The 23,175-nt window shown below is 66.6% G+C and carries 17 protein-coding genes and 1 pseudogene; 12 read left to right on the top strand and 6 right to left on the bottom strand.

Features of this window, described 5'->3' with window-relative positions:
• Window positions 1-4: 4 nt before the first annotated feature.
• Entirely contained in the window at window positions 5-355 is a 351-nt protein-coding gene (locus ATJ93_RS14830; protein ID WP_211334071.1) for a hypothetical protein, read from the bottom strand.
• Between the two features lie 222 nt (window positions 356-577).
• Between ATJ93_RS14830 and ATJ93_RS14825 the strand changes: the two genes are divergently transcribed.
• Window positions 578-889: a hypothetical protein gene (locus ATJ93_RS14825; protein WP_211334070.1), complete on the top strand. Its 312-nt coding sequence runs from the start codon at window positions 578-580 to the stop codon at window positions 887-889.
• Window positions 890-893: 4 nt separating this feature from the next.
• Here the strand turns inward: ATJ93_RS14825 and ATJ93_RS14820 are convergent, their stop codons facing one another.
• Entirely contained in the window at window positions 894-1,736 is an 843-nt protein-coding gene (locus ATJ93_RS14820) for an NAD(+)/NADH kinase (RefSeq protein ID WP_120245437.1), read from the bottom strand.
• Window positions 1,737-1,920: 184 nt separating this feature from the next.
• On the opposite strand from ATJ93_RS14820, the gene ATJ93_RS14815 reads away from it, so the two are divergent.
• The 11 genes and pseudogenes from ATJ93_RS14815 (at window position 1,921) to ATJ93_RS14765 (ending at window position 15,626) form a co-directional block, all read left to right on the top strand.
• Window positions 1,921-3,180 (top strand): KaiC domain-containing protein, encoded by a 1,260-nt coding sequence (locus ATJ93_RS14815; protein WP_120245436.1) that lies wholly within the window; start codon window positions 1,921-1,923, stop codon window positions 3,178-3,180.
• Between the two features lie 134 nt (window positions 3,181-3,314).
• A pseudogene (locus ATJ93_RS14810) lies at window positions 3,315-3,557 on the top strand (amphi-Trp domain-containing protein); the annotation flags it as partial.
• Window positions 3,558-3,749: 192 nt separating this feature from the next.
• Window positions 3,750-4,178, top strand: a complete 429-nt coding sequence (locus tag ATJ93_RS14805) for a universal stress protein (RefSeq protein ID WP_120245434.1) — start codon at window positions 3,750-3,752, stop codon at window positions 4,176-4,178.
• 139 nt (window positions 4,179-4,317) lie between these two features.
• Window positions 4,318-5,751, top strand: a complete 1,434-nt coding sequence (locus ATJ93_RS14800) for a hypothetical protein (protein WP_120245433.1) — start codon at window positions 4,318-4,320, stop codon at window positions 5,749-5,751.
• Between the two features lie 278 nt (window positions 5,752-6,029).
• Complete coding sequence (locus ATJ93_RS14795; RefSeq protein WP_013879254.1) at window positions 6,030-6,257, top strand: DNA-directed RNA polymerase subunit H; 228 nt, start codon at window positions 6,030-6,032, stop codon at window positions 6,255-6,257.
• Complete coding sequence (locus tag ATJ93_RS14790) at window positions 6,258-7,838, top strand: DNA-directed RNA polymerase subunit B'' (protein WP_120245432.1); 1,581 nt, start codon at window positions 6,258-6,260, stop codon at window positions 7,836-7,838.
• 3 nt (window positions 7,839-7,841) lie between these two features.
• Complete coding sequence (rpoB, locus tag ATJ93_RS14785) at window positions 7,842-9,671, top strand: DNA-directed RNA polymerase subunit B (protein WP_120245431.1); 1,830 nt, start codon at window positions 7,842-7,844, stop codon at window positions 9,669-9,671.
• Window positions 9,672-9,680: 9 nt separating this feature from the next.
• Complete coding sequence (locus ATJ93_RS14780) at window positions 9,681-12,608, top strand: DNA-directed RNA polymerase subunit A' (RefSeq protein ID WP_120245430.1); 2,928 nt, start codon at window positions 9,681-9,683, stop codon at window positions 12,606-12,608.
• Window positions 12,601-13,824: a DNA-directed RNA polymerase subunit A'' gene (gene rpoA2 / locus ATJ93_RS14775; protein ID WP_120245429.1), complete on the top strand. Its 1,224-nt coding sequence runs from the start codon at window positions 12,601-12,603 to the stop codon at window positions 13,822-13,824. Before ATJ93_RS14780 ends, rpoA2 begins: the two co-directional genes overlap by 8 nt.
• 3 nt (window positions 13,825-13,827) lie before the next feature.
• Entirely contained in the window at window positions 13,828-14,292 is a 465-nt protein-coding gene (locus ATJ93_RS14770; RefSeq protein WP_120245428.1) for a NusA-like transcription termination signal-binding factor, read from the top strand.
• A gap of 149 nt (window positions 14,293-14,441) precedes the next feature.
• Entirely contained in the window at window positions 14,442-15,626 is a 1,185-nt protein-coding gene (locus ATJ93_RS14765; protein ID WP_120245427.1) for a lactate 2-monooxygenase, read from the top strand.
• Window positions 15,627-15,734: 108 nt separating this feature from the next.
• Here the strand turns inward: ATJ93_RS14765 and ATJ93_RS14760 are convergent, their stop codons facing one another.
• The 4 genes from ATJ93_RS14760 to ATJ93_RS14745 all read right to left on the bottom strand — a co-directional run bounded on the left by ATJ93_RS14760 (window position 15,735) and on the right by ATJ93_RS14745 (window position 22,978).
• The gene (locus ATJ93_RS14760) at window positions 15,735-16,733 is read right to left on the bottom strand and encodes a TorD/DmsD family molecular chaperone (RefSeq protein WP_120245426.1); all 999 of its coding nucleotides are present in this window, start codon (window positions 16,731-16,733) and stop codon (window positions 15,735-15,737) included.
• A gap of 2 nt (window positions 16,734-16,735) precedes the next feature.
• Window positions 16,736-17,941: a 4Fe-4S dicluster domain-containing protein gene (locus ATJ93_RS14755; protein WP_120245425.1), complete on the bottom strand. Its 1,206-nt coding sequence runs from the start codon at window positions 17,939-17,941 to the stop codon at window positions 16,736-16,738.
• Window positions 17,942-17,947: 6 nt separating this feature from the next.
• Window positions 17,948-21,478 (bottom strand): molybdopterin-dependent oxidoreductase, encoded by a 3,531-nt coding sequence (locus tag ATJ93_RS14750; RefSeq protein ID WP_120245424.1) that lies wholly within the window; start codon window positions 21,476-21,478, stop codon window positions 17,948-17,950.
• 294 nt (window positions 21,479-21,772) lie between these two features.
• Window positions 21,773-22,978: a P-loop NTPase gene (locus ATJ93_RS14745; protein ID WP_120245423.1), complete on the bottom strand. Its 1,206-nt coding sequence runs from the start codon at window positions 22,976-22,978 to the stop codon at window positions 21,773-21,775.
• Between the last annotated feature and the right edge of the window lie 197 nt (window positions 22,979-23,175).

Genomic DNA, 23,175 nt, shown 5'->3' with positions numbered 1-23,175 from the left:
GTCGTCAGGCCGCCGATGCTGCCGGCGCCGTCGCAAAGGACACGGCGCTCAGATCGGCGCGCTCGAGGATCTCGTCGATCGTTTCGGCGCCGATTTCGGTCGCTGCGTCGGCGTCGTCGGCCTCGACGGTGACTGAGACGGTGAACTCGAGGGCGATCGTGTACGGATCGAAGGGGGCGGCCGGGTGCTCGTAGACCCCGGCGTCGGTGACCTCCCAGTCGGTGATCGCGTCGTCGGCCTCGAGGCGCTCGAGGGTGGTCGCGAACTCCGTTCGCGCGTCGGCGCAAGCGGTCGCGTCGGCGCCGCCGTGAAGGGTCACGTGCGCCGTTCCGGCCCGGGATACGGCAAACTCCATGTCACCCCGTATCGACCGGGAGGGTTTGAACCTGCTGGAAAGTCTAGCGTACTCGCCATGTTTCCCCTCGAGTGAATCTCGGTACCAATGCGCAGAACCGGCCGTAATCGGTCGCTACCGTCCGAAACTACGCGAATGCCGGCTATCGGTTTATGGAACTCGAGGGCAAGACGCTGGTACATGGTTCGAGACAATCAACAGACGCGTCGTCAGACAATCGGAATGGTCGGTGCCGCGGCATCGACGCTGGTCCTTGCCGGCTGCGGTGGTCCCGGCGGTGGCGGCAACGAGACGGAAGAAGGCGGCAACGAGACCGAAGGGGCCGGTAACGAAACCGACACCACGGAAACCGAAGAGGAGAACGAGACCGGTCTGGGCGGTAACGAGACCGACGAGAACGAGACCGGAATGGACGAGAACGAGTCCGACAACGAATCTAACGAGTCCAACGAGTCGGACGACGAACTCGAGGCCGAAGAGGGAACCGGGAACGGCCAGTCGATGGAGAACGAAAGCGACAACGAGAGCGCGTAAGTCGTTACTCCAATTTCTCCAGCGCATCGAAGAAGTTCGCCCGCGGCCCGACCAGCGTGACGGGCTCGTCCGCGACCGAAATCGACACCGTCGCGGGCGGCTCGAGTTCCCGTCGGTCGTGGCCGTCGCTGATCGCGTACGCGGTCTCGGTATCCGAGACCGTCAGCGCGATCTCGGCGCCGGGATCGGCGACCAGCGGCGGCATTCCGTCGCTCGCGGCCATCTGCGTGACCACCAGCGCGTCGGCCGTCGGCTGCACCAGCGGGCCGCCCTCGCTCAGGTTGTAGGCGGTCGAGCCGGTCGGCGTCGCCACGAGGACGCCGTCGGCGTGGCTCGTCGTGTACTGCTGGCCGTCGATTTCGACCTCGATCGTCGCCCCGCCGCCGTGGCCCCGCCGCGGCCCGTGGACGACCACTTCGTTGAGGGCCGGATCGAGCGCCCACGCGCCATCGGCGCCGCTGGCCTGCAGCCGCGCGAGTTTCCGGCCCTCGAGCGAGCCCGTCTCGCGGAGTTGCCCGACCAGTTCGGTGACGACCTCGCGGGCGTCGTCGGGCGCAACGGCGTTGAGAAAGCCGACTTCGCCGAGGTTGACCCCGAGGATCGGCGTCGCGCCGACCTCGCGGGCGACGAACAGCAGCGTGCCGTCGCCGCCGATGCTCACGACGAACTCGCGATCGCCCATCGCGGGGATCGGGACGCCGTCGGCCTCGATCGCAGCGCCGGTCAGTTCGTCGACGACGGTCGTGACGCCCTCGTACTCGCGCTCGAGGGTGTCGACGAGCGTCTGGGCGAGCTCTTGTGCACGCGCGTTGTTCCGCTGGGCAACGATTCCGACGGCGACGTCCATCGTCGGCGGCTACCCGCCCCGACATCAAAAAGCCCCGCTTCGCGGATCGATGGGCAACACCATTAAGCTGGACGGGTACATTCGACCTATCTGAACGTCATCGCGACGGACCTGTCGCGATCGCTGCCATGGAGATCGCCGCTATCACTCTCGACTGCGTTCGACGACCGGCCCGTAGCCGCGGGTGGTCGCCGTGAGCGACGACGACTGGTTCGAGCGGGCGATCGACGACGATACCGAGGGTGCTGAGGGTACCAACGGTGCCGACGGTGCCGACAGTGCCGACGGTGGTAACGATACTGGCGGTCCTACCGATGCCACCAGCGCGGACACGGCACGCGAGGCGAGCGGCTCCGACGGAACGGAACGAAGACACGCAGACGAATCGGACGAACCGAACGAGCCAGACGAGCCGAGCGGAGCCGACGAACTCGCCTTCGACGCCGAGACGGTCTCCGCCGAGTCGGAGTTCGACCCGGAAACCGAGGCTGCTACTGCCTCGAGCGAGCGCGACGCGAGCGACGCCGGGCTAACTACCGCCGAGACGACCGATACCGAGTCGACCGAAGCCGCCGGAGCGAGCGGGAGCGACGGGCTCTTCGAGGAGGACTTCGGCGCGGCGCTGCAGAACGTCGACGTCCCCGACGTCGGCGACGGTGCCGGGCTCGATCCCGAGGGGTTCGGCGACCTCGACTTCGGTTTCGACGGCGAGGGTGACGCCGAGTTCGACGACGAGGTCGAGTCGGCGCTTCCCCGCATCGAACTCGGCGTCGAGGGACTCGACCGCATGATCCAGGGCGGCGTCCCCGAACGATCGCTGATGGTCGCGATCGGCAGCGCCGGCACCGGCAAGACCACCTTCGGCCTGCAGTTTCTCAACCACGGCTTAGAGCAGGGCGACCCCGCCGTCTTCATCGCGCTCGAGGAGAGCCGCCAGCGCGTGCTCGACAGCGCCCTGGAGAAGGGCTACGCCTTCGACGAGTTCCTCGCGGACGATCGACTCGCGATCGTCGACCTCGACCCGGTCGAGATGACCAACAGTCTGGCCTCGATCCGGAACGAACTCCCGCGACTCGTCGACGAGTTCGGGGCCGAGCGACTCGTGCTGGACTCGGTCTCGCTGCTCGAGATGATGTACGACGACCGCGCCAAGCGACGCAACGAGATCTACGAGTTCGCGCGCGGGCTGAAGGAGGCCGGCGTCACCGCCTTGCTGACGAGTGAGGCCGCCGCGGAGAACCCCTACACCTCGCGCCACGGGATCGTCGAGTACCTCACGGACGCGGTCTTCGTGATGCAGTACGTCCGGCCCGACGACTTCCGGGAGACGCGGCTGGCGATCGAGATCCAGAAGATCCGGGACGCGAACCACTCCCGGGAGAAGAAGCCGTACGAACTCACCGCCGACGGGATCTCGGTCTATCAGCAGGCGAACCTCTTTTGAGGGCCGTTCGCCGATGCCGTGATGGCTCCACTGTCACGTAGTTATCAGTTTCACCCCGTCAACAGTCAGTAAGCCGGCGTTGAGGCGGCGTTTGCAACCCATACTTTTCCGGCGTGGAGCGTGTGAGTGTTGGTATGGCACAGCGCACGACGGCCGACGAAACCATCGCGCGCGAAGAACTCGCGGCATACTTCCATCGCCTCGCCGAGGAGTTCGGCGAAGGTGGCCGGGAGATCAACGTCGAGGTCGGAAACAAGACCGTCGAACTGAACCCGCCGAACGAGGTCGACCTGTCGGTCGACGTGATCGAACGCTCGACGATGTTCCGCGGCGACCGCGAGACGATCCAACTCGAGTTGAACTGGAAGGCGAACACGAACACGGCACCGGCGGAAACAGACGCGGAGGCGGAGCCGAACCCGAATTCGGATCCGAATCCAAACCCGAACGTCGAGTGATCGGCTGCTGGCCGTCCGAGTCGTCAGCCCACCGACTCGAACGGCTGCTCGTTCCCGCCGCCGAAGAAGAGACCGAACGTATTTTTCCTCGAGCGCGAGAGGTTCGACTCGATGTACGAGACGATCCTCTTTCCGACGGACGGGAGCGACCGCGCCGAGACCGTCGCCGCCCACGCAATCGATATCGCGACGACGCGGGACGCTGCGGTCCACGTTCTGTCGGTCGTCGACGATCGCGCCTTCCTCGTTCTCGACGACGACCGCGTCGCGGACGTCCGCAGCGACCTCGAGGCGAGCGCCCGCGAGGCGACCGACGCGGCGGCGACGCGTGCGGCCGAACACGACCTCGACGTCGAGACGGCAGTCGAGACCGGTAATCCGGCGGAGTGTATCGTCGAGTACGCCGACGAGCACGGGATCGATCTGATCGTCATGGGAACCAGCGGCGACGACTACGAGAACAACGTCGTCGGGAGCGTCTCCCAGCGCGTCGTCCGGACGGCACCGGTGCCGGTATTGACGGTCGGCCCGGACGCGTAATCGCCGCTCGGCTCTCAGTTGTCGACTCGTTTCTCGGTCGTCACCCCTACCTGCGGGGGCTCGCCTTGCGGTCTCGAGTCCGGCTCGAGGCGTCGCGACCAGTCACATTGATGTACTCGCCCTTGCTAGTGCCGGAGACATGCGTCGTTCGCTCGTCATCGCCGCGGTCGTCGTCGCGGTCGCGTTCCTGTTCGTCGGCGGGCCGTCGCTGTTTTTCACTCCCACAAGCGACGAGGTGGCTTCCGACCCGGCGATCGAGTCCGGATCCGAACCCGAACCGGAACTCGTCTCACTCGAGGACAGCGACAGTCGGTTCTGGCCGTACTTAAGCGCACAAACCGCCCACGAGAAGCGGAGTCCGATCAACGTGATCGTCCGCGGCGAGACCGACGAGATCGTCCGCCTGTTAGCCGAACACGGGGACGGCGACTGGAACGAGACGGCCGAGGACCACCTCGAGTCCGGCGACCTCGTCGGCGCGGCCGATAACGAGACCGAAACCGAATCCGGGAACGAGACGATTCCGGCGGAGGCACCCGACAACAGTTCGGTGCCGCCCCCGGAGCCGAACGCGACGGCCGAAACCGACGCTCCGCGGGCAATCGCGCCGACTTCGATTCCGTGGTCGCAGGCCGACGGCGCAACCCGGTACGCCTACCTCGATCCGGGGCCCGACGAGGAGGGGTACTGGACCACCGAGACCCTCCAACTCGAGGACGGCGAGTACTACGGCCACCGCTATCACATCCGCGCGTACGAGAGTCCCAACCCCGACGATCGGTGGGTCGTCATGCAGACCCACTCGGAGCACTTCGACTGGTTTACGCTGCGCCACCGCGTCCACGGCTCCGCCCAGGCCCAAGCGCGACTCGAGGCGGATCTGATGGCGATTCCCTCGGTCGACATCCAGGAGGACGTCCAGCGGATCTACCTCGGGAACGCTCGCGGGTCGGACGCCGACGGCTGGGCGACGCGGGTCGATCTCACCGCGATGGCGATCCTGCCGGTCGCCCTCGGACTCGCGGCGCGGCGGGACGCGCGCTCGACGACCCGTCGCGAGCGGTTCCGCGAGCGAGTCGCCGCCCACGTGACCGAGACCGATCGGGCGCGACTGGCGGCCGCCGCCGAGCGGGTCGACGCACGCCACCTCGTGCTCGCCGCGACGATTCTCGCGATCGTCCTCGGCGTCCGTATCGCCGGCATCGCCCTGGATCGGACCGTCGACGCGCTCACGGCGCACATGATCGCAGGGCTGTTGTATCCGTTCATCGCCGTCGGACTCCCGGTCGCGGCCTACGCGATCGCGAGCGGCCTCGAGCGGCGACTCGACGCCGCCCTCGCCGCGTCGCTGTCGCTCGCGGTAGCGATCTGGCTCGACTACGCGCTGCTGGGCGTCGACGTGTTACCGGTCGACGTCATCCTCCAGCGGATGCTCGTGGTCGCCGCGCTGGGACTGATCGCCGGCAGCGCGGTCGGCCGGGCGACGCGGGACGGTCGACTCAACGATCTGCTCGTCGTCGGCGCCGTCGGGTGGATCGCCGTCCTCGCCGGGACGCTGCTGGGATATCTGTAGCCCGTCGCGTCCGTTCCCGTCCGCCGCTGCCGTTCTCGAGCGGACCGCTTTGGGACCCCGACGAACCGAATGTCAGTTACTCGCACGACCCACAAGGAATTTAACCGATAGTCAGGTACTCTCAGACGTGCTCGGTCGTTCCGGACCGGATCGGCCGGCCGGGTAGCCGTGCTTGTGGGTCGAGTTAGTAACCGTTAAATGCCTCCCGCCGGTATCTAACTGTAGTATCTCGTGACAGCCGCTTCTCTCCCGATAGCCGACACGCACACCCACAACACATGGTAGACGTAAGCCAACACGAACTCGTACCCGAGCACACCGTCCTCGAGGAGGAGACGCTCGAGGAGGTGCTCGACGAGTACGACATCGATCGTACAGATCTGCCGAAAATCAAGCGCAACGACCCCGCTCTCCCCGACGAAGCGGAGGTCGGCGACGTCATCAAGATCGTTCGGGACTCACGGACAACCGACCAGGCAGTCGTATACCGACTCGTGGTGGAATAAATGGCAATGGAACTGGATCGCGACACGCGGCGGGAAATTTCGCGCGAATACTTCTCGAGGGAACGGCTCGCTGAACACCACTACCGCTCCTTTAACTCCTTCCTCAACCGGGGGATGCAGGAGGTCGTCGACGAGAAGGAGACGATCGACACTGACATCGGCGACAAGGAAGGCGAGGAACCGGTTCACGTCGAACTGGGCGACGTGCGCGTCGTCACCCCTCGCGTTCGGGAGGCCGACGGCTCCGAGGAGTTGCTGTATCCGCAGGAAGCGCGCCTGCGTAACATCACCTACTCCGCGCCCGTCTTCATGGAGATGTCCATCGTCAAGGGCGAGGAGGGCGACGAGCGCGTCGTCGACTCGACGGAGACCAAGATCGGTCGGATGCCGATCATGGTCGGCTCCGAGAAGTGTAACATCGCCGGCTTCTCCGACGAAGAACTCATCGAGATCGGCGAGGACCCCGCCGACCCCGGCGGCTACTTCATCGTCAACGGCTCCGAGCGAGTCCTGATGACCAGCGAGGACCTCGCACCGAACAAGATCCTCGCGGAGTACGACACCAAGTACGGCGACGAGATTCAGGTCGCCAAGACCTTCTCGCAACGCCGCGGCTACCGCGCGCTCGTTCTCTGCGAACGGACCCGGGACGGCCTGCTTGAGGTTTCGTTCCCCTCGGTCTCGGGATCGATCAACTTCGTCACCCTCGTGCGTGCGCTGGGGCTCGAGTCCGACGAGGAGATCGTCCACAAGGTCTCGAACGACCCCGAGGTCGTCAAGTACATGCTCGAGAACCTGGAGGAAGCGGAAGTCCAGACCGAGGAGGAAGCCATCGAAGCCCTCGGGAAGCGGGTCGCCTCCGGCCAGGGCAAGAACTACCAGCTCAAGCGGGCCAACTACGTCATCGACCGCTACCTTCTCCCGCACCTCCACGAGGACGGCGTTCCGGAGGAGGACGTCCGCATCAACAAGGCTCACTACCTCTGTCGGATGGCCGAGGCCTGCTTCGAGCTCGCGCTCGGCCGCCGCGAGGCCGACGACAAGGACCACTACGCCAACAAGCGGCTGAAGGTCTCGGGCGACCTGATGAAGGACCTGTTCCGGACCGCGCTGAACAAGCTGGCCCGGGACGTGAAGTACCAACTCGAGCGCGCCAACATGCGTAATCGGCAGCTTTCCGTTTCGACCGTCGTTCGGTCGGACGTCCTGACCGAGCGCCTCGAGCACCCGATCGCGACGGGCAACTGGGTCGGCGGCCGCTCGGGCGTCTCCCAGCTGGTCGACCGCACCAACTACATGGGGGTTCTCTCGCACCTGCGGCGCCTGCGCAGCCCGCTTTCGCGCTCGCAGCCGCACTTCGAAGCGCGGGACCTGCACGCGACCCAGTGGGGTCGCATCGGCCCCTCCGAGACCCCGGAGGGACCGAACTGTGGCCTGGTGAAGAACTTCGCCCAGGCCGTCGAGCTCTCGCAGAACATCGAGGACGAGCAGGCGTTGAAGCGCGAACTCGCCTCGATGGGCGTCGAGGGCATTCCGGGCATCGACAGCATCGAACGATCGACATCCGCGGCGGACGACTAATCCATGAGCAGCCAAGAACGCGAAGCCAAAGTCTACGTCAACGGGTCGCTGGTGGGAACACACCCGAACCCGAACGAGTTAGCCGAACAGATCCGCGAAGCGCGCCGTATCGGCGACGTCAGCGAGATGGTCAACGTCTCGGTCAAGGACCGTACCCGAGAGGTCATCATCAACGCCGACGCCGGCCGCGCACGACGCCCCCTGCTGGTCGTCGAGGACGGCGAACCCCGTATCTCCCAGGAGGAGATCGAGGCGATGGAGGACGGCGACCTCGAGTTCAGCGACCTCGTCGACCACGGGTACATCGAATTCATCGACGCCGAGGAGGAAGAGGACATCCTCGTCGCCGTCGACGAAGACGACCTGACCGAGAAGCACACGCACCTCGAGATCGACCCCTCGCTGATGTTCTCGATCGGTGCGGGGATGATCCCCTACCCCGAGCACAACGCCAGTCCGCGTATTACGATGGGGGCGGGGATGATCAAGCAGTCGCTGGGCCTCCCGTCGGCTAATTATCGGATCCGGCCGGACACGCGCCAACACCTGCTGCACTACCCGCAGCTCTCGATGGTCAAGACCCAGACCACCGAGCAGATCGGGTACGACGACCGGCCCGCCGCGCAGAACTTCGTCGTGGCCGTCATGAGCTACGAGGGGTTCAACATCGAGGACGCGCTGGTCATGAACAAGGCCAGCGTCGAGCGCGCGCTCGCCCGCTCCCATTTCTTCCGGACCTACGAGGGCGAGGAGCGCCGGTATCCGGGCGGCCAGGAGGACCGCTTCGAGATTCCCTCCCAGGACGTCCGCGGGGCCCGCGGCGAGGACGCTTACGCGCACCTCGACGAGGACGGCCTCGTCAACCCCGAGACCGAGGTCGACGAGAACTCCGTCCTGCTCGGGAAGACGAGCCCGCCGCTATTCCTCGAGGAGCCCGACGACATGGGCGGCCTCTCGCCCCAGAAGCGCCGCGAGACCTCCGTTACCATGCGATCCGGCGAGAGCGGCGTCGTCGACACCGTCACCCTCATGGAGGGTGAGGACGGCTCGAAGCTCTCGAAGGTCTCCGTGCGCGACGAGCGGATCCCCGAACTCGGGGACAAGTTCGCGTCGCGACACGGCCAGAAGGGTGTCGTCGGTCACCTGGCGCCCCAGGAGGACATGCCCTTCACCGAGAGCGGGCTCGTCCCCGACCTCGTCCTGAACCCCCACGCCCTGCCGTCTCGGATGACCGTCGGGCACATCCTCGAGATGATCGGCGGCAAACTCGGCTCGCTCGAGGGTCGGCGCGTCGACGGGACGCCGTTCCTCGGCGAGGACGAGGACAAGCTGCGCGAAGGCCTCGAGGAGGCCGGCTTCGAATCCTCCGGCAAGGAGACGATGTACTCCGGCGTCACCGGCGAGAAGATCGAGGCCGAGATCTTCGTGGGCGTGATCTTCTACCAGAAGCTCTACCACATGGTCTCGAACAAACTACACGCCCGCTCGCGCGGTCCCGTGCAGGTCCTGACCCGCCAGCCCACGGAGGGTCGCGCCCGCGAGGGCGGGCTCCGTATCGGGGAGATGGAGCGGGACGTCTTCATCGGCCACGGCGCCGCCATGACGCTGAAGGAGCGCCTGCTCGACGAATCCGACCGCGAGTACATCCCCATCTGTGCGAACTGCGGGATGAGCGCCGTCGAAAACGTCGAGCAACGCCGCGTCTACTGTCCGAACTGTGACGAGGAGACCGACATCCACGAGATCGAGATGAGCTACGCGTTCAAGCTCCTGCTCGACGAGATGAAGGCGCTCGGCATCGCACCGCGACTCGAACTGGAGGACGCCGTCTAACGTCTCACCATGCAAAACAGTACACCAAAAGACATCGGATCGATCAACTTCGGGCTCATGGAGCCCGAGGAGTATCGGGAGATGAGCGCGACGAAGATCATCACCGCCGACACCTACGACGACGACGGGTTCCCCATCGACATGGGGCTGATGGACCCGCGGCTCGGCGTCATCGACCCCGGCCTCGAGTGCAAGACCTGCGGCAAGCACTCGGGTTCCTGTAACGGTCACTTCGGCCACATCGAACTGGCCGCGCCGGTCATCCACGTCGGCTTTACGAAGCTCATCCGCCGCCTGCTGCGCGGTACCTGTCGCGAGTGTTCGCGGCTCCTGCTCACGGAGGACGAGCGCGAGGAGTTCCGCGGCCAGCTCGACGAGTCCCGCAAGCTGGGTCGCGACCTGAACGACGTGACGAAGGCGGCGATCCGCCAGGCTCGAAAGAAGGACCGCTGTCCGTTCTGTGGCGAGGTCCAGTACGACATCGACCACGAGAAGCCGACCACCTACTACGAGGTCCAGCAGGTCCTCACCAGCGAGTACTCCCAGCAGATCGCGGCCGCGATGCAGGGCGAGGAGGACGGCGAGCGCATGTCGCCGGACGAACTCGCCGAGGAGACCGACATCGACCTCCAGCGAGTCAACGAGATCCTCTCGGGCTCGTTCCGCCCGCGCGAGAGTCAGCGCAAGGCCATCGAGAAGGCCCTGGATATCGATCTGACCGAAGAGGACACGAACAAGCTGATGCCCTCGGACATCCGCGACTGGTTCGAGGACATCCCGGACGAGGACATCGAGGTGCTCGGCATCGACTCCGATCGCTCCCGGCCCGAGTGGATGATCCTCACCGTCCTCCCCGTCCCGCCGGTCACCGCGCGACCGTCGATTACGCTGGACAACGGCCAGCGCTCCGAGGACGACCTGACCCACAAGCTGGTCGACATCATCCGGATCAACCAGCGGTTCATGGAGAACCGCGAGGCCGGCGCGCCCCAGCTGATCATCGAGGACCTCTGGGAACTGCTCCAGTACCACGTCACCACCTTCATGGACAACGAGATCTCGGGGACGCCGCCGGCCCGCCACCGCTCCGGTCGGCCGCTCAAGACCCTCTCCCAGCGCCTGAAGGGCAAGGAGGGTCGCTTCCGTGGCTCCCTGTCCGGGAAGCGCGTGAACTTCTCGGCCCGGACCGTCATCTCCCCGGACCCGACGCTCAGCCTGAACGAGGTCGGCGTCCCGGACCGCGTCGCCAAGGAGATGACCCAGACGATGAACGTCACCGAGCGCAACGTCGAGGACGCGCGGCGGTTCGTCGCCAACGGGCCCGAGGCCCACCCCGGCGCGAACTACGTCCGCCGACCGGACGGCCGCCGGCTGAAGGTGACCGAGAAGAACTGCGAAGCCCTCGCCGAGAAGGTCGAGGCCGGCTGGGAGGTCAACCGCCACCTCGTGGACGGCGACATCGTCATCTTCAACCGCCAGCCGTCGCTCCACCGGATGTCGATCATGGCCCACGAAGTCGTGGTCATGCCGTACAAGACCTTCCGGCTGAACACCGTCGTCTGCCCGCCGTACAACGCCGACTTCGACGGCGACGAGATGAACATGCACGCGCTCCAGAACGAGGAGGCCCGCGCCGAAGCGCGCGTCCTTATGCGCGTGCAGGAACAGATCCTGAGCCCCCGGTTCGGCGAGAACATCATCGGCGCCATCCAGGACCACATCAGCGGGATGTACCTGCTGACCGCGGACAATCCGCGGTTCAACGAGACGCAGGCCCTGGACCTGCTGCGTGCGACCCGGATCGACGAACTGCCGGAACCCAGCGGCATCGACGACGAGGGCCAGCCGTTCTGGACCGGCTACGACGTCTTCTCCGAGCTGCTGCCCGACGACCTGAACCTCGAGTTCACCGGCACCGTCGGCGACGAGGTCGTCATCGAGGACGGCCAGCTCATCGAGGGCACCATCGCCGAGGACGAGGTCGGCGAGTTCGGCGGCGAGATCGTCGACACCATCACGAAGATCTACGGCAACACCCGCGCCCGGATCTTCATCAACGAGGTCTCGACGCTGGCGATGCGTGCGATCATGCACTTCGGGTTCTCGATCGGGATCGACGACGAAACCATCCCGGAGGAGGCCCAGGAGCGCATCGACGAGACCATCGACGACGCCTACGACCGCGTCCAGGAACTCATCGAGGCCTACGAGAACAACGAACTCGAGAGTCTGCCCGGTCGAACGATCGACGAGACCCTCGAGATGAAGATCATGCAGACGCTCTCGCGGGCTCGTGACAACGCGGGGAACATCGCCGACGAGCACTTCGACGACGACAATCCGGCCGTCGTCATGGCAAACTCCGGTGCTCGCGGGTCGATGCTCAACCTGACCCAGATGGCCGGCGCCGTCGGCCAGCAGGCGGTTCGCGGCGAGCGCATCAACCGCGGTTACGAGGACCGCACCCTCTCCCACTACGAGCCGAACGACCTCTCCGCGGAGGCCCACGGCTTCGTCGAGAACTCCTACACGAGCGGCCTGACGCCGCGGGAGTTCTTCTTCCACGCCATGGGTGGCCGCGAGGGCCTGGTCGACACGGCAGTCCGTACCTCGAAGTCCGGGTACCTGCAGCGTCGCCTGATCAACGCGCTGTCCGAACTCGAGACCCAGTACGACGGCACCGTCCGCGACACGTCGGACACCATCGTCCAGTTCGAGTTCGGCGAGGACGGCACCTCGCCGGTCAAAGTCTCCTCGGGCGACGAGAACAACATCGACGTCGCCCAGATCGCGGACCGCGTCCTCGACTCGGAGTTCGACTCCGAAGAGGAGCGAGCGGAGTTCCTCGGCAGCAAGCCGCGGCCGACCAACCTTTCGGAGCACGCGGACAGTCGCCTTTCCGAGGGCCAGAGCAAGGGGGTGAGCTCCGATGACTGAGGTCGACTACGACGTCAGCGACGACATGATCGCCGTCGTCGAGGACACCGACCTCCCCCGCCGGCTCAAGGACAACGTCTACGAGGAACTCGAGGGACGCACGGACGCGACCGTCGAGGACGCCGACGAACTCGCGAAGGCGGTCGAGTCTCGCTACGTCGACACGCGCGTCGACCCGCTCGACCCCGTCGGCACCGTCTCGGCCCAGTCGATCGGCGAACCCGGCACCCAGCTGACGATGAACACGTTCCACTACGCGGGTGTCGCGGAGATCGACGTGACTCAGGGGCTGCCGCGGCTGATCGAACTGGTCGACGCCCGGAAAACCCCGGACACGCCGATGATGACGGTCTACCTCGAGGACGAGTACGCCACCGAGCGCGAGAAAGCCCACGAGGTCGTCTGGAACATCGAGGCGACGAAGATCCTCGCGCTGGGTGACGTTTCGACCAACGTCGCGGACATGCGCGTCCAGATCTCGCTCAACCAGGACACGCTGCGCGAGCGCATGATCGAACCCGAGGAGGTCGCCGAGATCATCGAGGACAACCTCGGCGTCCAGACGGTCCAGCAGGGCACCGAGATCCAGTTCGGCCCCGAAGAACCGTCTTACCGCGACCTCCTGCAACTCGTGGAGGAACTGCGCGACATCACGTTCAAGGGCATCGAGGACATCTCGCGGGTCGTCATCCGCCGCGAGGAGATGGACGACGGCAGCGAGGAGTTCGTCCTCTACACCGAGGGGTCTGCCTTCGGCGACGTCCTCGAGATCGAGGGCGTCGACGCCTCCCGGACCACGTGTAACAACATCCACGAGATCCACCGCAACCTCGGCATCGAGGCCGCCCGCGAGGCCATCATCGAGGAGACCAACAACACGCTGGCCGAGCAGGGGCTCGACGACGTCAACGTCCGCCACCTGATGCTGGTCGCGGACATCATGACCAACCGCGGCGAGATCGAGTCGATCGGCCGCCACGGCATCTCCGGCTCGAAGGACTCCGTCCTCGCACGCGCCGCGTTCGAGGTCACGGTCAACCACCTGCTCAACGCCGCCATCCACGGCGAAGTCGACAAACTCGAGGGTGTCACCGAGAACGTCATCGTCGGCAAACCGATCAAGCTCGGGACCGGCGACGTCGACCTCCGGATGGGGTCGACCGCGCCCAAGAGCGGGACCGGCAGCGGCAGCGGCAGCGAGACGCAGGCCGACTAATCGATGGGCGTTACCCTCGACGACGAAGCCCGTCAGTATCTCGCGGCCTTCGAGGACGTGACGGGCGTTGACGGCAAAGACTGCATTCGGCAGGCCGTAGACGACGTCGGCGACGCCACCGCCAACACCGACGCCGCAGACGACCGGCTGATCGTCGTCGTCTCGAGCGACCAGTTGGGCGAGGCGATCGGCCCCGACGGCCGCACGGTCAAGCGGTTCGAGGACCAGGTCGACGCGTCGGTCCGACTGGTCGAAGACGCCGACGATCCGGAGGCGTTCGTCGCAAACGCGCTCGCGCCCGCGGCCGTGTACAACGTAACGATCAGCGAGAACGGCGACACCGTCGCCTACGTCGAGGTCGCGACCGAGGACCGCGGCGTCGCGATCGGATCGAACGGCCGCACGATCGAGGCGGCGCGGCGGCTCGCGAAGCGACACTTCGACATCGAAGACATCCAGTTGCTGTAGTTCGAGGGGGCTTCCCCCGATCGAACCGCGACCGCTTTTCTCGCCGTCACACGCTGTTACACGCTGTTTGTGCTGCGTGTGCGTGTGCTTCACCCCATCACTGTGAACAAGTACCAAGATATTTTCTGTTGGGTTGCAAACGGGTAGCTATGGCTGATGACCCGTCTTACGGGCGCGAGCGACTCGTCGACGTCTACACGGAAGGGATGCTGGCCGACCGGCGCCCCACGGTGCCGCCGCGCTTCGAGGACCTCGAGGCGGCCGCCCGCGAGGCGCTCGAGCCGGCGGCCTACGCCTACGTCGCGGGAAGCGCGGGCGCGGAACGGACCGATCGCGAGAATCAGGAGGCGTTCTCTCGGTGGCGCATCGTCCCGCGGATGTTACGCGATGTCGACGAGCGCGACTGCTCCGTCGAGCTGTTCGGCGAGCGCTACCCCGCGCCGGTCGCGCTGGCGCCGATCGGCGTCCAGTCGATCCTCCACGAAGACGCGGAGCTGGGTTCGGCCCGCGCCGCGGCCGACCTCGGGCTCCCCTTCGTCCAGAGTTCGGCCGCGACCGAACCGCTCGAGGACGTCGCCGCGGCTGCCGACGGCCCGGCGTGGTTCCAGCTCTACTGGAGCTCGAACCGCGAGCTTACGCGGAGTTTCGTCGAGCGCGCCGAGGCGGCGGGGTACGAGGCGCTGGTCGTGACCGTCGACACGCCGGTGATTAGCTGGCGCGAACGCGACGTCGAGCACGGGTACCTGCCGTTCCTTGACGGCGAGGGCGTCGGGAACTACTTCACGGATCCGGTGTTCGAGGAGTTGCTGGGCGCGCCGCCCGAAGAAAACCGGGACGCCGCAGTCATGCAGTTCGTCGACGTCTTCGGCGACGCCTCGCTCACCTGGGCCGACCTCGAGTGGCTCCGCGGCGTGACCGACCTGCCGATCCTGGTTAAGGGGATCGTCCATCCCGAGGACGCCGCGCTCGCCGTCGACGCCGGCGCGGACGGCGTGATCGTCTCGAACCACGGCGGCCGACAGGTCGACAACGCGCTCCCTGCCATCGAGGCGCTGCCGCAGGTTGTCGATCGCCTCGCGGACGAGGGATACGGCGACGTTCCGGTGTTGTTCGACAGCGGGATCAGACGCGGCGCGGATGCGGTCGTCGCGCTGGCGCTCGGCGCCGAGATGGTGCTGCTCGGCCGGCCCTACGTCTACGGGCTCGCGGTCGACGGCGAGGACGGCGTCCGCGAGGTCTGTCGGAACTTCCTCGCCGATCTCGATCTGACGATGGGGCTGTCGGGGCAGGCGTCGGTCGACGACCTCGATCGATCGCTGCTGGTCGAGCGCTGAATCGACGGCGTTCGGCGTACGTGGCCTACCGGAAGCTCGAGTCACTCGATCCCGAAGCAGCCGACGAAAGGACGAGCGAAAAGAAAAATCGGCTCGGTTCGGCGGGCGTTAGCTCCCGTCGGCGTCACCCGGTTTTCCGACGTCGGAGACAGGACCGGGATCGAGATCGGGGTTGGAACCTTTTCCGAGAACGCGATCGGATTCGACGTCGCTCGGACTCGGGCTCGGACCCGGACCACCGGCGTCGACGCCGCAGCCGCCACAGCCCCGCCCGGTGTCGCCGAAGACGTCCTCGTTCCACTCCGTCACCTGCGGATCGTCGGGCACCCAGTCGGGCTCGAGATCCAGTCGCTCGACCTCGCGTTCGACCAGCGCTGCGAGCAGTTCCGCGAGCGCGGCGTAGACGGCCGGTTCGCCGTCGTCGTGAGCGCCGACCTCGTCGGCGAACCGCCAGTACCAGCGCCCGAGGTGGTCCTCGAGGAACGACCGGCGCGCGTCGACGACGACCGCGACGCCCTCGTCGTCGCCCTCGAGCCGGAGCGCCGCTTCCCGGTGGCTGAGGTGGCTCAGAAACTCCGCGAGGAAGCAGACGTGATCGCCCCGGTCGGTCTTCCCCTCGGCGATGTCGAGGTCGAAGGCCTCGTAGAAGCCGCTGATGTCGGCCAGCCGGCGCACGTTGGTCATCAGCGGGCCGGGCAGGTAGGTGAGTTCGTACGGCGAGACCGTCACGCCCTCCTCGACGCCGAACAGGGAAGCCCACTGATCGTGGAGGGTCCGGTGGTCGGCGTCCTCGAGCGCGTCGGCGACGGCCGCGGCGGCGGCCGCAACGTCCTCGCCGATCGCAGCGGCGGACTCGCAGAGATCCTCGTCGTAGGCGCCCGCCTCGCGGGCGGCCGCGAAGTCGTCACCGGGACGGTCGAAGCCCAGCGAGCACAGCGAGTAGAGCCGGCTGCGGTGGACCGCGGTCTCGAGGTCGCCGGGCGGTTCGGTCGCTACTGCCGGTGACCGATCGTCCGCTGGCGGCGACTCGTCGGTCCCGTCGTCGGAACCGTCTGCGCCGCCCGCACTCGGCGGACCGCCGAGGATGGTGTTGGCGTGTTCGCTCATAGTTACGTGATGTCGAGTCGGTAGACCTCCTGGTCCTCGTCGTAGCGGTTCCGTTCGGCCGTCGGCTCGGTGATCGGCACGCGGCCGACCTCGTCGCCCTCGTAGTACCCGACCGCCTCGTCGCCGTCGATCTCGAAGGCCGTCAGCGACCACTCGGTCGACCCCATCAGCTTGAACAGTCCCTCGAGTTCGGGTTCCTCGCCGTTGCGCATCGCCCGGTAGGTCTCGATGGCGTCCTCGACGCCGGGGCCGAACAGCTGAGTGAGGTAGTCCGTCGCGGCCGTGATCGGCGGCACGTAGTAGACGTTCGGCTCGAGGCCGAACTGCGGGTACAGCGGCTTCGCCAGTTCCTTCTGGTGGACGACGAAGTCGAGCGGGTTCGTCGGCTCTTCGGTCGGATCGGTGTCGTCGGCTTCCTCGGGCGGGTTGATGTAGCCGTGGAGGCGGATCTTCCCGAGGCAGTTCTCGAAGCACTGCGGGACTTTCCCCTGCTCGGTTTTGGTGTAACAGCCGATGCACTTCTGGGAGACGCTCTCGGCGAGGTTGAAGATCGACTTCTTGTACGGGCAGGCCTCGTTACACTGCTGGAACGCTTGGCAGGAGTCCTCGTCGATGAGGACGACCCCGTCCTCCTCGCGCTTGTAGATGGCCGGCACCGGACAGGAGCCGGCGCAGGCGGCGTACGTACAGTGGTTACAGATCCGCGGGAGGTAGAAGAACCACACCGGGTGGGTCTCCTCGTCGAAGTGGTCGATCGACTCCATCGTGTCGCCCGCGATCTCGTCCTCGCCCAAGTTCGGGTAGCGCCAGTCGTCGGGGCCCGGCATGAACCCCGCGATGTCGTCGCGCGCGCTCTGGCTCTCCTGCGGGTGGTTCTCGGGGTCGTCCCAGTCGACGTCTTCCGCTTCGAAGATCGTATCGCCCTCGTAGGTGCCGTCGTCGGCCCACTCGCCGGCTCCGAGCTCCTCGAGGGTGCGCTGGTCCCAGCCGACGGGGTGGGAGCCGTAGGGTTTGGTTTCGACGTTGTTCCAGAACATGTGCTCCTGGCCCTCCTCGTGGGTCCACGTGGTCTTGCAGGCCAGGGTACACGTCTGGCACGCGATACACTTGTTCAGGTCGAAGACGGCCGCCCACTGATCGTCGGGCCGGGCCCCCTCGTAGGGGTATTCCACCTCGCGGCCGAGTTGCCAGTTGTCTACTGTTGCCATTTGAAATCACTCCGTTGACGTGCTCGTGAAGTCGCCGTTCAGGTACCGCTCCATCGCGTCGGTCTCGTAGCCGGGTCGAAGCCCCATCTCGGCGGGGCGCCACAGGCCCTCGCCGTCCTCGCCGGCGTCGCCTTCCTTCTCGAACTTGACGAAGGACTCGCGGGGCGCGCCGTTGGCGCAGTGGACGTCCGGGGCGAAGCCCGTCCCGATCGTCTGGCCCATCAGGCCCTTGCGGTTCATCTCGTCGGTCAGGAGGGTCGGCCGGAGCCACGAGCGGGTCATGCTCTGGTGGCCGCCGCGCCGATAGAGGGAGACGTAGTCGGTCTCCTCGTTTTTCGCCAGTCCCTCCCGGTCCGGCGTCGCTTCTGCGGTGGCGTGGCTGGTCTGGTTGAGGTTGAACCAGGTTCGAGTCACGCTGCGGGGCATCGCCGGCTGGTAGCGCACGCGCATCAACGCACGCGTGTACTCCTCTGGGTCGCCGTCCGCGCTGGGGTAGGGACGGTCGCTCGGATCGGCGTCGACCCAGACGTAGTCGCCGTCCTCGAAGCCCTCCTCGCGGGCGTCTTCGGGATTCATCTCGACGAACCCCTCGCCGAAGTAGGGCTTGCGCTCGTCCTCGCGGTCCCGGTCGCCGAAGGGGCCCCACCAGACCGCGATGTTCGGCAGGGCGTTACAGAACGTGTGGGCCCCGTGGCGGTACTTCGGCGTCATGTAGGAGTACTTGAATCCCGGATCGACGTCCTGTAAGGGGTGGTTCGACTCGAGCAGTTCGTCGGTGCTCAGCACCTCGTTGCGGACCTGCCTGGCGTCGGGGTCGTCGACCATGTCGTCGTCCCATCCGAGGTCCGCGGGCGTCTCGGGGTCGATCAGCGGGTGGTCGCTGTCGTCGACGATGACGTTCGGCTTGTAGACCGTGCCGTCGATCGCCTCGCGGTGGACCGGGAGGTTCTCGCCGACCTCGGACCAGGTCTCCTCCTCGCGGAAGAACTCGAGGCGACCGGTTCGAGTGTACCAGGGTTCGTCGTCCTCCACCTGACGGGTACCGACCTTCGAGGGGTAGGTCGTCCCCATCATCAGGGCCGGCTCGCCGCGTCTCGCGCGCTCGAGCAGGTCCTCGACGTCGTACCCCTTCGTCATGTTGGAGTTGTCGAGGATGCGCTGGAGGTACGGCTTGGCCCGGTACTCGTCCTCGTCGATGAACGCCCACATGTCCTCGAAGCGGGGTTCGTCGAACTCCTCGGCGAGTTTCTCGGCGACGCCCTTGTAGACCTGACAGTCGTGGCGGGTGTCGTAGATGCGCTCGAGGTCCGACTCGGGGAACACCATCAGGAACGGGTTCGTGACCGAGGCGGTGACGTCGTGGATCTTCTGCTCTGCCCACGAGTCGACGGGGAAGACGATGTCCGAATACTCGCAGGTCATCGTCCACCACCACTCGTTGCAGAAGAACGCCTCGATCTGCCCCTCGCGGAGCATGTCCTCGATGATCTTGTAGGACCCCTTCGCGTTGCCGAGGATGGAGTTCGAGCCGGCGACCCAGAACGACTTCGAGGGCGTGTTCATGTGGGAGTCGCCCATGTGGTACTCCCCGTCGATCTTCAGCGGCTTGTCGAGGTTCGAGTAGAAGTGCATCGACTCCATCGTGATGCGGCCGTCGACGGTGGAGTCGGCCTCGGGGTCGAGCTCGGGGTCGAACGGATCCTCGAGGTGGTAGTGGGGAATCCCGTTGAGCATGGCCGCGCGGTAGTTCCCCGCGTAGCTGCCGATGTTGCCGCTGTGGGTCCCGATATTGCTGGTCAGCGACGCCAGCAGGAAGGCGGCGCGGTCCTTCAGATCGCCGTTGAAGTACTGGTTGGGCCCCATCCCGGTGAGGATGAGCGTCTCCTCCTTGTTGTCGGCGAACTCCGCGGCGAGGTTCCGGACCGCTTCGGGGTCGGTGCCGGTGACCTCGGCCGTCGACTCGGCGTCCCAGGTCTCGCCCAGGTACTCGGAGATCAGGTCGAAGACCGGTCGCACCTCGACCGTCTCGCCGTTCGCCAGCTCGAGCTCCCAACTGCCCTCGAGGGCGGCGTCGACGTCGAACTCGTCGCCGACCTGCTCGCGGTCGATCGGCGTGACGCCGCCGGCCTCGCGGTCGTAGACGACGAAGTCGTCCCACTCCTCGCGCTGCTCGGGCGTGATCCACTGCTGGTCGGTGTCGACGGTCGTCGGCGCGGGGTGTTCCTCGGCCGGCGCGACCCGCGTCTTCTCGAGGTCTGCAGGGTCGTAGTCCGGGAAGACGTCGCTGGCCCGGAGGTGTTCGCCGGTGTCCATGCGGACCAGCAGGGGGAGGTCCGTGTTCGACCGGACGAACTCCTCGTCGTAGTCGCCGTTTGCGATGATCTGCTGGGAGACGCCGAGGAACAGCGCCGTGTCGGTCGCCGGCCGGATGATGACCAGCTCGTCGCACTTCGAGGCCGTGGCGTTGTAGTCGGTGTAGATGCCCGTGATCTTGGCCCCGCGCATCTTGGCCTCGGTCAGCCAGTGGGAGTCGGCCATCTTGGTGCAGATCCAGTTCATCCCGGCCATCACGATGTGGTCGGCGTACTCGACGTTCGCCAGGTCGAAGTCGACGGTCTGCTGGCCGGTCACCATCGGATGGCCCGGCGGCAGGTCGGTGTGGAACGAGTAGTTGTCGCCGCCGACGCCGCCCAGCGCCTCGTCCTCCGGGACGTCCCGGACGTGGTGGTCCAACAGCGCCAGCGAGTTGGCGAAGCGGTACTCGCCGAACAGGCCGAGCGTGCTCAGCATCGGCATCCCGCCGCGGAACTTCATCGTGCGCGTGCCGACCCCCTGCATCTCCTCGACGACCCGCTCGTCGTAGCCCTGCTCGAGCAGCATCTCCTGGCCCGCTTCGCCGCTGTAGTGGTCGGCGATCTCGACGAACGCCGCCGCGGCGTACTCGTAGGCTTCGTCCCAGGAGGCCTCGTACCAGCTATCCTCGCCGCGCTGGGCGTACTCCGCGGGCATGGAGCCGTCGTCGTCGCGCGGGAAGCCCTCGTCGACCCAGTCTTTGAACCCCTGCCGGATCATCGGCGACGTGACGCGGCGCTCGCCGTAGAACCGCTCGACCATCGACAGGCCCTTCTGGCAGACCCGGGGGTCCCAGCGATCCGAGGCCTGGTTGCCGTACAGGTCCTCGGCGTCGCCGTAGTTCATCGACGGCCCGAGCCTCGTGACGACGCCGTTCTTGACGTTCGCCTCGAGGTAGCAGTTGTGGGTGTCGTTGGGGCGACACGCCAGGTAGTACGTGTCGTCGACGTCCCAGACGTCGCGGTAGTGGTCCTCCCACTCGCGGTTGGGGTACTCCGTCAGCGGGTTCGGGAACTCCGCGCCGGTCTCGGACGGCTCCTGGGTCGCGCTGCCGCCGTCGTCGAACAGCCGGGAGCAACCTGCGAAACCGGCGATACCGGCTGCTCCGGCACCGCCGAGGAGGTCCCGGCGTGAGATCGACGGTCGGTCACCCGCTCCGCCGCCGGTCGATTCACGTTCAGACATCGTGGCACCACCTCACAGTGCGGCTCGCACTCGACGGTCGGTGCCGCGCGTGCTGTTTCGGCCGCATAGGTGAACCCGGGTCAGCGATCCTGTAAGGGGTAGGAGCCGGCTCCTGAGCAGTGGGAACGGGGTTCACATGTGCAGGTCGGCATCGTCATACGACGGGTTCGGCGACGGAACTGGACGCGATACTCGTCTACCGAGCGGTGTGGCGCTGCGATTCCGAATCTACCCGGAGAAACACGTGATGGGCCGACGAGCGCTCGAGTCCAGTCGAGCCGGCAGGGCCCGGTCTCAGGCCCGGGTTAGCTCGAGCAACCCGCCGGTAGTGTTCAGGCCCTTGCGTTCGGTTGCCGCGAGCAGCGGGGCTGCGTCCGCTCGCACGGCGTCGCGAACCTGCGTCGGATCTTCGACCACCGCGCTGACGGTGGCACCGTCCTCGACTGCCGCCAGTTCGTCGCTCAACTGCCGCACCTGGCTGGCCGGCGGCAGGCCCCGGAGATCGAGCGTTCCCTCCGGGACCGCCTCGAGGACGTCGTCGACGAAGCTCTCGACGCCGTCGGCCAGTGCCGTGATCTCTGCAGGCGCGTCCTCGCCGCCCGGATCGGACTGGAAGTCCCGATCGAACGGGAGTTCGTGAACCGCCGGGACCTCGAGGTCGACGGGATCCTCGAACAGCCGGTTGCGCGCCCCGCAGCACTCGCAGTCGAAGCCGTTCATGTTCACGACGGCGGCGACCGGCGCGACGCCGTGCTCCTCGAACAGGTCGACGGTCCTGTGGGTGTCGTCGACGCTCGCGTCGAACGGCGTCGTCACGAAGACGGCGCCGTCGACCGGCACGTGTTCCAGCGCCGCGCCCGCGACGTCGTCCGTGCCCGCGGGCATGTCGATGATGAGGACGTCTCGATCGTCCCAGGCGCCCTGTCCGAGCAGGTTCTCGACCGCGCCGTAGGCGATCGCACCCCGCCGGGCGGTCGGGGCCTCGCCGCCGACCACGCCCGGACTGAGCACCTGTAGTCCGTCGTCGGTCTCGAGGGGCACCGGCTGCCCGTGGTCGTTCGTCAGCACCGGCCCCTCGACGTCCGAGAGCAAGTGGGGAACGTTCGGGCCGTAAATGTCGGCGTCGAACAGCCCGACGTCGTGGCCCCGGACCGAGAGCGTCCGGGCGAGCGCGACCGCGACGGTCGTCTTCCCCACGCCACCCTTCGCGCTCGCGACCGCGAGGACGTGATCGACCGACGGCAGGTCGATGTCTTTGTCGGCGTCCCGGACCGGCCGGATCCGGACGTGATCGGCGTCGGGCAGCGCCAGCGCCGCGCCGCGGATCTGTTCGACGATGCGCTCCGCGAGGTCCTCGCCGAGCCCGTCGATCGCGACCTCGACCGTGATCGTGCCGTCGGCGGACCGAATCCGGCGAACGATCCCCTTCGAGACGGGATCGCTCCCGTCGGGCAGCTCGATCGCCCGAAACGGGTCGACGGCGTCGGTATTCGCTGCCATGTCGGACGCTTCCCCGAACGGACGCGTAAAAATCGAATCCGGTTCCCAGCCCGTGGTAACCCGCCTCCACTCGTCCACACCGTTTGCAACTACCGGGAACCCGTTCGGGAATCTTCCGCCCGTCGAGACGCGCTACCCCGCGCTCCGCCGGTAACGCCGGCCCCGAAACGCCGTCGGATTCCGGGAATCGGCCCCTC

The organism is Halopiger aswanensis (genome assembly GCF_003610195.1).
Classification (GTDB): domain Archaea; phylum Halobacteriota; class Halobacteria; order Halobacteriales; family Natrialbaceae; genus Halopiger; species Halopiger aswanensis.
The sequence above is the reverse complement of the archived record's forward strand: the minus strand, read 5'-3'. Positions and strand labels throughout refer to the sequence as shown.

Excerpts from the sequence above, each read along its gene's own strand:
- ATJ93_RS14830 (WP_211334071.1), bottom strand. The coding sequence starts at position 355 with ATGGAGTTTGCCGTATCCCGGGCCGGAACGGCGCACGTGACCCTTCAC.
- ATJ93_RS14825 (WP_211334070.1), top strand. The coding sequence starts at position 578 with ATGGTCGGTGCCGCGGCATCGACGCTGGTCCTTGCCGGCTGCGGTGGT.
- ATJ93_RS14820 (WP_120245437.1), bottom strand. The coding sequence starts at position 1,736 with ATGGACGTCGCCGTCGGAATCGTTGCCCAGCGGAACAACGCGCGTGCA.
- ATJ93_RS14805 (WP_120245434.1), top strand. The coding sequence starts at position 3,750 with ATGTACGAGACGATCCTCTTTCCGACGGACGGGAGCGACCGCGCCGAG.
- ATJ93_RS14800 (WP_120245433.1), top strand. The coding sequence starts at position 4,318 with ATGCGTCGTTCGCTCGTCATCGCCGCGGTCGTCGTCGCGGTCGCGTTC.
- ATJ93_RS14795 (WP_013879254.1), top strand. The coding sequence starts at position 6,030 with ATGGTAGACGTAAGCCAACACGAACTCGTACCCGAGCACACCGTCCTC.
- ATJ93_RS14790 (WP_120245432.1), top strand. The coding sequence starts at position 6,258 with ATGGCAATGGAACTGGATCGCGACACGCGGCGGGAAATTTCGCGCGAA.
- rpoB (WP_120245431.1), top strand. The coding sequence starts at position 7,842 with ATGAGCAGCCAAGAACGCGAAGCCAAAGTCTACGTCAACGGGTCGCTG.
- ATJ93_RS14780 (WP_120245430.1), top strand. The coding sequence starts at position 9,681 with ATGCAAAACAGTACACCAAAAGACATCGGATCGATCAACTTCGGGCTC.
- rpoA2 (WP_120245429.1), top strand. The coding sequence starts at position 12,601 with ATGACTGAGGTCGACTACGACGTCAGCGACGACATGATCGCCGTCGTC.
- ATJ93_RS14770 (WP_120245428.1), top strand. The coding sequence starts at position 13,828 with ATGGGCGTTACCCTCGACGACGAAGCCCGTCAGTATCTCGCGGCCTTC.
- ATJ93_RS14765 (WP_120245427.1), top strand. The coding sequence starts at position 14,442 with ATGGCTGATGACCCGTCTTACGGGCGCGAGCGACTCGTCGACGTCTAC.
- ATJ93_RS14760 (WP_120245426.1), bottom strand. The coding sequence starts at position 16,733 with ATGAGCGAACACGCCAACACCATCCTCGGCGGTCCGCCGAGTGCGGGC.
- ATJ93_RS14755 (WP_120245425.1), bottom strand. The coding sequence starts at position 17,941 with ATGGCAACAGTAGACAACTGGCAACTCGGCCGCGAGGTGGAATACCCC.
- ATJ93_RS14750 (WP_120245424.1), bottom strand. The coding sequence starts at position 21,478 with ATGTCTGAACGTGAATCGACCGGCGGCGGAGCGGGTGACCGACCGTCG.
- ATJ93_RS14745 (WP_120245423.1), bottom strand. The coding sequence starts at position 22,978 with ATGGCAGCGAATACCGACGCCGTCGACCCGTTTCGGGCGATCGAGCTG.